A 563-nucleotide genomic window follows, 5' to 3' on the forward strand; every position below is an offset into this window, starting at 1 on the left:
ATACTACATCAGGGAAGAGAGAACAAGTGTTTCTTTTATACTATAGAGATTTTTTGAGCAGATATGCTCAGATGTGCAATTCATCTCCCCACCTGAAGAGGTGGGAGAATTCTTGCTACATTTGTTAAATAAAAATAATAAAATAGATTATTTTTTCAGAATATATTAACGTTTTCTATATTTCTTTTGCAATAAATTTCACTTTTCTTTGATCCGTTTTTTGAAAAGCTGTTGACAAAGATTTTAATATATGATTAAATAGTCATATGAACATTAATTCATATATTCATATAAAAAAACAAACGAATCAGCAAGGAGAGTTCATATGGAAGACAAATTAAAGAAAGATTCCATGGAGTCCGCAGATTCCTGCGGCTGCGGTCACGAGCATGCGCATCACAGCCATGATGAGCATGAAGAACATCACGATCATGAGCACCATCATAAGCACTGCGGCTGTGGTTGTGAGGATCATAAACATGAACATCATGAACATGAGCATCATCATCACCATGACGAGCACTGTGGTTGTGGCTGCGAGGATCACAAGCACGAACATCATG

1 protein-coding gene is annotated in these 563 nt (G+C 36.2%); it reads left to right on the plus strand.

From position 1 onward, the window contains the following. Positions 1 to 325: 325 nt before the first annotated feature. Positions 326 to 563, plus strand: a 238-nt coding sequence (locus NE671_RS15700) for a hypothetical protein (RefSeq protein ID WP_256164160.1), incomplete at its 3' end; no start/stop codon positions are given.

This window comes from Blautia sp. DFI.9.10 (assembly GCF_024461705.1).
Classification (GTDB): Bacteria; Bacillota; Clostridia; order Lachnospirales; family Lachnospiraceae; genus Blautia_A; species Blautia_A fusiformis.